General features: G+C 64.4%; 7 protein-coding genes. All 7 read left to right on the top strand.

Annotated elements, in window-relative coordinates:
* Positions 1 to 2229, top strand: a 2229-nt coding sequence (gene carB / locus VEZ38_RS19345) for a carbamoyl-phosphate synthase large subunit (RefSeq protein WP_324896455.1), incomplete at its 5' end; no start/stop codon positions are given.
* A 71-nt stretch (positions 2230 to 2300) separates the two neighbouring features.
* Positions 2301 to 2990 carry an orotidine-5'-phosphate decarboxylase gene (gene pyrF / locus VEZ38_RS19340; RefSeq protein WP_324896456.1) on the top strand — a complete coding sequence of 230 codons (690 nt, stop codon included), beginning with the start codon at positions 2301 to 2303 and terminating at the stop codon, positions 2988 to 2990.
* Between the two features lie 54 nt (positions 2991 to 3044).
* Complete coding sequence (pyrE, locus tag VEZ38_RS19335) at positions 3045 to 3683, top strand: orotate phosphoribosyltransferase (protein ID WP_324896453.1); 639 nt, start codon at positions 3045 to 3047, stop codon at positions 3681 to 3683.
* 183 nt (positions 3684 to 3866) lie between these two features.
* A complete protein-coding gene (locus VEZ38_RS19330) occupies positions 3867 to 5900 on the top strand; it encodes a PKD domain-containing protein (RefSeq protein WP_324896451.1) in 2034 nt (677 codons plus the stop codon).
* A gap of 22 nt (positions 5901 to 5922) precedes the next feature.
* Positions 5923 to 6483, top strand: coding sequence for a hypothetical protein (locus tag VEZ38_RS19325; protein ID WP_324896449.1), 561 nt, complete (start codon positions 5923 to 5925; stop codon positions 6481 to 6483).
* A gap of 197 nt (positions 6484 to 6680) precedes the next feature.
* Positions 6681 to 7130: a hypothetical protein gene (locus VEZ38_RS19320; RefSeq protein ID WP_324896447.1), complete on the top strand. Its 450-nt coding sequence runs from the start codon at positions 6681 to 6683 to the stop codon at positions 7128 to 7130.
* A 132-nt stretch (positions 7131 to 7262) separates the two neighbouring features.
* A partial coding sequence (locus VEZ38_RS19315; RefSeq protein WP_324896445.1) for a copper resistance CopC family protein occupies positions 7263 to 8139 on the top strand: 877 nt, incomplete at its 3' end.

Raw genomic sequence — 8139 nt, 5'->3', positions numbered from 1 at the left:
GCTTGCTTCGAGCCGACGCTCGACTATATCGTATCGAAGATTCCGCGCTGGCCGTTCGACAAGTTCATCCACGCGAACCGGAGGCTCGGCACGCAAATGAAAGCGACCGGCGAGGTGATGGCGATCGGCCGCACGTTCGAGGAGTCGATCCAAAAGGCGGTGCGCTCCCTCGAAATCGGCGTTCACCGGTTGTTCCTCAAGGACGCGGTCAGCCTGGACGACGAGACGCTGAAGAGCCGTCTCATCCGCCCGGACGACGAGCGCTTGTTCCTGATCGCCGAGGCGTTCCGCCGCGGCTGGGATTTGCTCGACATTCAAGATTTGACGAAGGTCGACTGGTGGTTCCTGCGCGGCATTCAATCGATCGTCGGCTTCGAAAACAAGCTGCGCGTCGAGCCGCTGACGCCGGAGCTGCTGAAAGCCGCCAAGCGCAAAGGCTTCACGGACCGCGCGATCGCCGAGCTGCGCAAGGAAGGCGGCCATGCCGACCTGACGGCGGAGTCCGACATCCGCGCGCTGCGGCTGCAGCAAGGACTGAAGCCGGTGTACAAGATGGTCGACACGTGCGCGGCGGAGTTCGAAGCGGAGACGCCGTATTACTACTCCACGTACGAGACCGAAAACGAAGTGCGCCAATCGGATAAGCCGAAGGTCGTCGTGCTCGGCTCCGGTCCGATTCGGATCGGCCAAGGCATCGAGTTCGACTACTCGACCGTGCACGCCGTATGGGCGATTCAAGACGCCGGCTACGAGGCGGTTATCATTAATAACAACCCGGAAACGGTGTCGACGGACTTCAATACGTCCGACCGGCTGTACTTCGAGCCGCTCTTCTTCGAGGACGTCATGAACGTCATCGAGCAGGAGAAGCCGATCGGCGTCATCGTGCAGTTCGGCGGCCAGACGGCGATCAACCTCGCCGGTCCGCTCGCCCGCGCCGGCGTCCGCATCCTCGGGTCGGATCTCGAGTCGATCGACTCCGCGGAGGATCGCAAGAAATTCGAAGCGCTGCTTCGCTCGCTCGACATCGCGCAGCCGCCGGGCACGACGGTCACGTCCGTCGACGAAGCGGCAGGCGCCGCAGCGAAGCTCGGATATCCGGTGCTCGTGCGTCCGTCGTACGTCCTCGGCGGCCGGGCGATGGAAATCGTCTACTCCGAAGACGAGCTGCTCGGCTACATGGTCGAAGCGGTGAAGGTCAATCCGGAGCATCCGGTTCTGATCGACCGCTACATGCTCGGCAAGGAAGTCGAAGTCGACGCGATCTGCGACGGCGAGACGGTGCTCGTCCCGGGCATCATGGAGCATATCGAGCGCGCGGGCGTCCACTCCGGCGACTCGATCGCGGTGTACCCGCCGCAGACGCTGTCCGCCGAAATCAAGGCGCAAATCGTCGAGATGACGACCGCGATCGCGAAGGCGCTCAACGTCGTCGGCCTCGTCAACATCCAGTTCGTCATCTACAAAGGCAAGATATATATCATCGAAGTGAACCCGCGCTCGTCGCGTACGGTGCCTTTCTTAAGCAAAGTAACGGGCGTGCCGATGGCGAACGTGGCGACGAAGGTCATCCTCGGCGCGAAGCTGAAGGACCTCGGCTTCAATAACGGCTTGTGGGCGGAGGACGACAACGTGTCCGTCAAGGTGCCGGTGTTCTCGTTTGCGAAGCTGCGCCGCGTCGACACGACGCTCGGGCCGGAGATGAAGTCGACAGGCGAGGTCATGGGCCGCGACCGCAACTTCTCGAAGGCGCTGTATAAGGGGCTTATCGGCTCGGGCATGAAAATCCCGATGTCCGGCAACATTATCGCGACGATCGCCGATAAGGATAAGGACGACGCGGTCGACGTGTTCCGCGGCTTCGTCGAGCTCGGCTACCGGTTGTACGCGACCGGCGGCACCGCGCAGACGCTCATGGACGCCGGCATGCCGGTCGACCATGTGCACAAGCTGAGCGAGGGCAGCCCGAACATTCTCGATATGATCCGCACGGGCGAGGCGCAATTCGTCGTCAACACGCTGACGAAGGGCAAGACGCCGGAGCGGGACGGCTTCCGCATCCGCCGCGAAGCGGTCGAGAACGGCGTCGTGTGCATGACGTCGCTCGACACGGTGCGCGCGCTGCTCAACATGCTGCAGTCGCTGAACTTCTCGGCGGAGCATATGCCGGGCTTCGTCAGCTCGGGCAAGTTTTCGAAGGCGAAGGCGCCGGCGGTGACGTCGAAGTGACGCACGAGACCGGCAACGCCGCGTCGACGCCGGCTTCGGCGCGCGGAGGCGGCGAGACGCTGCATCCGATCATGGTGGCGCTCGACTTCCCCGACGCGGAGGCGGCGCTCGCGACGGCCGCGAAGCTGGAAGGCATTCCGGTATGGATGAAGGTCGGGATGGAGCTGTTTTACGCGGCGGGGCCCGACCTCGTCCGGAGGCTGAAGGCGCAAGGGCATCGCATCTTTCTCGACCTAAAGTTCCACGACATCCCGAACACGGTGCGGGGGGCGGCGAGAAGCGCGACGCGCCTTGGCGTCGATATGTTCAACGTGCACGCCGCGGGCGGCGCCGCGATGATGCGGGCGGCGCTCGAAGGCGCCGTCGACGCGAGCGCGGGCGGCCCGCTGCCGCTCGTCATCGCGGTGACGCAGCTGACGTCGACGAGCGAGGAGACGATGCGGCGGGAAATCGGCATCGACGCGCCGCTTTCGGACGTCGTGATCCGTTACGCGTCGCTGGCGCGCGAAGCGGGCCTGCACGGCGTCGTCTCGTCGGCGCAGGAGGCGGCGGCGGTGAAGGCGGCGTGCGGCGCCGGCTTCGTGACGGTAACGCCGGGCATCCGCCCGGCGGGCGCCGACGTCGCCGACCAAGCGCGCGTCATGACGCCCGCCGAGGCGCTCGCGAACGGGGCGGACTACCTCGTGATCGGTCGTCCGATTACGGGGGCGCCCGATCCGCGCGAAGCGCTCTCGCGCATCGTGCGGGAGATCGGCGGGTAGACGGGCGGAACGGACGGGGTAACATTTTCTGAACAAAGAGGAGTGGATTCGAACTTGACCACCATCGCGTTGGAGCAACGAATCGCCGAAGCGCTGCTGTCGATCGGCGCCGTCTCGCTGCGTCCGCAGCAGCCGTTCACGTGGACGAGCGGCATCAAGTCGCCGATCTACTGCGACAATCGCCTGACGATGTCTCATCCGTCGGTGCGCGACATGATCGCCGAAGGCTTCGCGACGCTCGTACGGGAAAAGTACCCGCAAGCGGACATGATCGCGGGCACGGCGACGGCAGGCATCCCGCATGCCGCGTGGGTCGCGCAGAAGCTGAACCTGCCGATGATTTACGTGCGGGATAAGGCGAAGGGGCACGGCAAGCAAAACTTGATCGAGGGGCAGCTCGAGGCGGGACGGAAAGTCGTCGTCATCGAAGACCTCATCTCCACGGGCGGTAGCTCGATCAAAGCGGCGCAGGCGGTGAACGAGGCGGGCGGCGAGGCGCTGGCGGTGCTCGCGATCTTCTCTTACCAGTTCGAAAAGGCGGACGCCGCGTTCGCCGCGGCGGGCGTTCCGCTTGCGACGCTGTCGAATTATACGGCTCTCATCGAGACGGCGCTCCGGGAACACCGGATTCGGCCCGAGGACGTCGCCGCGCTGTCGGCTTGGAGGCTGCAGCCGGACACGTATTATGCTTAAAATATAAGTTTGTGTGTTAGGGACTCCGCTGCGGCGGGGTTCTTTTTTTGCGTCCGGGTCCAAACTGATTTTCGCCTGTTTTTGTCGTTTCGTGCCGAAGGTAGGCAGATTGTCCTTACGGAAAAGACGCCGCCGCCATACCAATATGGAGAAAGCACAATTTCCGAAAGGAGGAGTTACTAGATGCTTACCGTGGGACCGATTAGCAGTCAGAACGGGTTTCCGATTTGGTATAAGGATGAAAACGGCCTCCGTCTTCAACTGAACCCCGACCCGAACGACCCGTACAGCGGGCTGACGCCGGACGAACTTCCCGATCCGTCCAGCCCCGTGTCCTTCCCCGACAATTTTCCGGCCGAATCGTTTTATTTCTCGGCCGAAGCGGAGATGACGACGGGGACGGGAGAGCGGGCGCGCCTCGTCCTGGCGCTGGAGGCCACCTTCGCGAACGAAACGCCGACGCCGGGAGAACAGATCGTGTTCGGCCGTGTCCGAATTCGCGTCGCGGGCCTTCAACCGAACGTTACTTACACGGTATATCATCCGTACGGCGTCGACACGTTCGTCGCCGAGCCGGATCCGGGGGAGCCCGGGTTCGGGGAGATCAATTTTACGGAGGATATCGGCGATTTGAACGGCGGCAACTTCGAGGGAGCGGCCAACAGCAGAATTCATCCGTTCCTTCGCTGGGATCCCGCCGTCGCGCCGCCGCCCCCCGCCGGGTATATCGGCAACCCTAACGTGCTCCACCCGGTCGTGGGCAGCGTGTTTTTCGATTCGCTGGGCCGGCCGCAAAACTACTTCCGGATCGAAGGGCCCGGCATCGGCATCGGCTCTCCGGATCGCGCGACCGCGCCGGGGCTCGATCCGGACGATAACATCGAGACGAACCTGTTCGCCCTGCTCGGGAAAATTTCGCTCATCTCGGGCGTGGACATCACCCGCGCGACGTATTCTCGTACGGACGCTTCCGGAGGCCTGTTGGATGTGTTCGCAACGTCGGACACGACGCCGCAGGAGCTGGTCGTGACCGGACCGGGCTTCGATCCGACCGACCTGCGCGGCGGGAACGGCGAATATGCGGCCCACGTCCGCTTCGAAGGCTTGCCCCCGGACGTCGTCACCGTGACGAACGAGAGCGATCAGCCTCCGAGCGTAAAGTCCGCGGCGCCGGTCGACCTGCTGACGGGAACGGCCGTATACGACGCCGATCTTTCGGAGCTTTCGATTACCGCGTCCTCCAGCGACGCGTTCGGGGCCCCGCTGTTGACGGCGGAAGGCTACGGCAGCTTTCCTTCCGGGGGCACGCTCGTCGTCGTCCCCGCCGGAATTCCGGCCAACGTCACGGTGACGTCCGAGGCGGGCGGATCGGTGACGCTTCCGGTGCTCATCGAAGGGGCGCCGTTCGGACCGGTCGGCGTATCCGCGGATGCCGGCCCCGACCAGACGGTGCTCGTGAACGCGAACGTCGTGCTGGACGGTACCGGTTCCACCGGGCCGATCGAATCGTACCAATGGACGCAGATCGCCGGGCCGGCCGTCGCGTTGACGAACGCGAACGCGGCCGTGGCGAGCTTTACGGCGCCCGGCGCCGCGGCGACGCTCGTGTTTTCGTTGACCGTGTCCGGACCGGGAGGGCCGTCGGTCGACGACGTCACCGTGGAGGTCGTCGCGTCCGCGCCGGTGCCCGTCGCGAACGCGGGTCCGGATCAGACGGTGCGGCAAGGCTCCCTTGTCACCCTGTCGGGCAGCGCCTCGACGTCGCCGGTGACGTTCCAATGGGAGCAAATCTCCGGCGTGCCCGTGACGCTGACGGGAGCGAATACGCCGAATCCGACGTTCACGTTCCCCAAGCAGACGGCGCCGTTAACGTTCCGATTGACGGTAACGGGCGCGGGCGGCTCTTCGTCGGATACGGTGCAAATTTCGACGGTGCCGGACAACCTGACCGTGACGCGGGCGGAATACCGCATCGGGGACGCGGAGTGGCGCATCGAGGGCACGACCGACGTACCCGGCCCCGGCGTTACCGTCACGATTCACATCGGGCCGAACGCGGCCGGTCCCGTGCTCGCGATCGCCCAGGTCGACGCGCTCGGCGAGTGGCAATACCGGGAAGAAGGCGTTGCGACGCAGCCGGACGCGACGCGGACGATCACGCTGCGCTCGAGCTCGGGCGGCCAGCTGGCCGCGGTGCCGCTGACCGTCCGCAATTAGGAAGAGAGGAGGCAAGATGCGTATGAACTGCTGCTGTTGCTGTTGCTGCGGCCGCGGGCGAAGGGGCCCCGCCGGCCCCGCCGGTCCCGCCGGTCCAAAAGGAGATCCGGGGCCGCGGGGGCCGGCTGGTCCGGCCGGTCCGAAAGGGGATCCGGGACCGCAAGGCCCCCCCGGCCCGCAAGGACCGCCCGGACCGGGCGGCGCGTGGAACGCGGCTTATGGGTCGGCCTACTCGCTGAACGCCATATCCTCCGGGGGGAACGTCCCGCTGACGATCGCAGGCCCGCTGCATGACGTCGTCGTCGTACCGGGACAGGGGCTGCAAGTCGTCCGCGGCGGCATCTACTCCATTAGTTATCAAGCATCTTTGGAAGAAAACGCACCGGAGGAAGTCGAGCTCCGGGTGCTGGTGAACGGCGCCATTCTCGTTCCTTCCCTGACGACGTGGGCGGGACCGGCCGATACGGCGAGCGCGACTTCGCTGTTTTCGTTGCTGGAGCAAGATCGAGTTCGTCTCGAGGTCGTCTCGGAGAACGCCGTCGAATTCCGAGTCGTCAGCCTGCAGGTGGCGCAAGTCGGGTAGCGGAGGCGGAACGGACGTCCGGACTTCGGCAAGCAGTCCGGACGTTCCCTTTTCCCGGGCGAAGGGACGCATTTTCTCAGAAGGGGTGATACGCCTTGTGCAATAGAAAGAAAGCCTGTAAAAAGTGCGGGCGCGGCCATTGCAGCTGCAAAAAAATGTTGCGGAAGCTGGAATGTCTCGAGAGAAAGTTGAAGCGGGTGGAAAAAGCGTGCAAACGCGATCGCCGGGGCTGCGGCGGCGACCGGAGCGATCCCGGATTTCGATGCATCGAGCCGATCGACGGCGTGCTTCGATTCGGCGATTGCTGCGTTCCCTATTCGTCGGTGTGCTGTAACCGACCGTTCAACTTAAGGTTGGCCGAGCTGAATCAAAATTTAAATTTTCAATTGTTCGGCATGCGGGGCTGCAAGGTGAGGGTGGAATACGAATGCCAGGGAAGCAATGACGAAGTGACGGGGACGGTCTGCGAAATCGGCACCGACTTCCTCGCCGTCAAGAAGGAGAGCGGCGTCGTCGTTACGATCCTGAAGGAGAGAATTTGCAAAATCGAATGGAAGGATTCGTGCTGTCACCCATGCGACGGCGAGCACACGCACGACGGTCATTGCGGCTGCGGGTGCGGCGGGGAGCATCGCGCCTACGCATAAGCGGCCGATTTGCGCGCGGGCGGGAGGGGAACCGCCCGCGCCTTACATAGCAGCGCCAGAATAGGCACACCGTCGAGGATCGGATGGAATATGCTGAGGTGGTGAAGTAACGACGAAACGGCGGTGAGCGGCATGCGGCGGATGGCGGTCCTTCTTAGTACGGCAGCGCTTTGGTTTTCTTTCCTCCTGTTAGGGACCGCGGGCGGCGCGTCGGCCCACGCTTCCGTCGTCGAAGCGTCGCCTGCGCCGAACAGCCGGGCGGAAGCCGCCCCGGAGCGGGTCGAGTTGGAAATCGACGCGAAGCCGCTCGAGGGCTTATTCGCATTGCGGCTGGTCGATGCCGAAGGCCGCGAGCTGGCGGACGATGCGGTATGGGACGAGTCGGCGAGCAAAATATCGCTGCCGATTCCTTCGCTTCGCGACGGAGCGTATCAAGTCGACTATCGCATTACATCGGAGGATGGGCATACGGTTCGAGGTTCTTATTGGTTCGTCGTGGGGGACGCGGCGTTGCCGGCGGCATCGCCCGCGACGCGCGGCGACATCGCCGAGCCGCTTGTCTATGCCGCCAAAATATTATATACCCTTAGTTTGCTGCTCCTCGTCGGCTGGTTGTTCTGGGGTTGGGCGATCCCTTCCCAGACGCGAGCTTTCCGCTCCTTCCACGGATCGGTGTCCTTCGGGTTGCAGCTCGCGCATGCGATGGGATTGCTGCTCATGATCGGGCTTCAGTCAGCCGGTTTCGCGCCGGCAAGCGAGGAGGCGTATCGAATCCCGATCGGGGCGGGCTTCGGCGTCGGCTGGCTCGTTTCGCTCGCCGCGGCGGCATGCGGGCCGTTCCTTCTGCGCCGAACCGCGGCGTCGGATATGGCGTGGATCGCGCTCGCGCTCGCCGCAAAGAGCTACTCCGGCCATGCGGCGGGCGCGGAAGCCATGCTGACGGCTTGGGCGCTCGGCTGGCTGCATACGGCCGCCGCGGCGTTGTGGGCGGGCGGGTTGTTTTTCCTTC

The sequence above is a fragment of the Paenibacillus sp. genome (assembly GCF_035645235.1).
Classification (GTDB): domain Bacteria; phylum Bacillota; class Bacilli; order Paenibacillales; family YIM-B00363; genus Paenibacillus_AE.
Note: the sequence above shows the minus strand (reverse complement) of the source record. Positions and strands in the feature narration are given on the sequence as shown.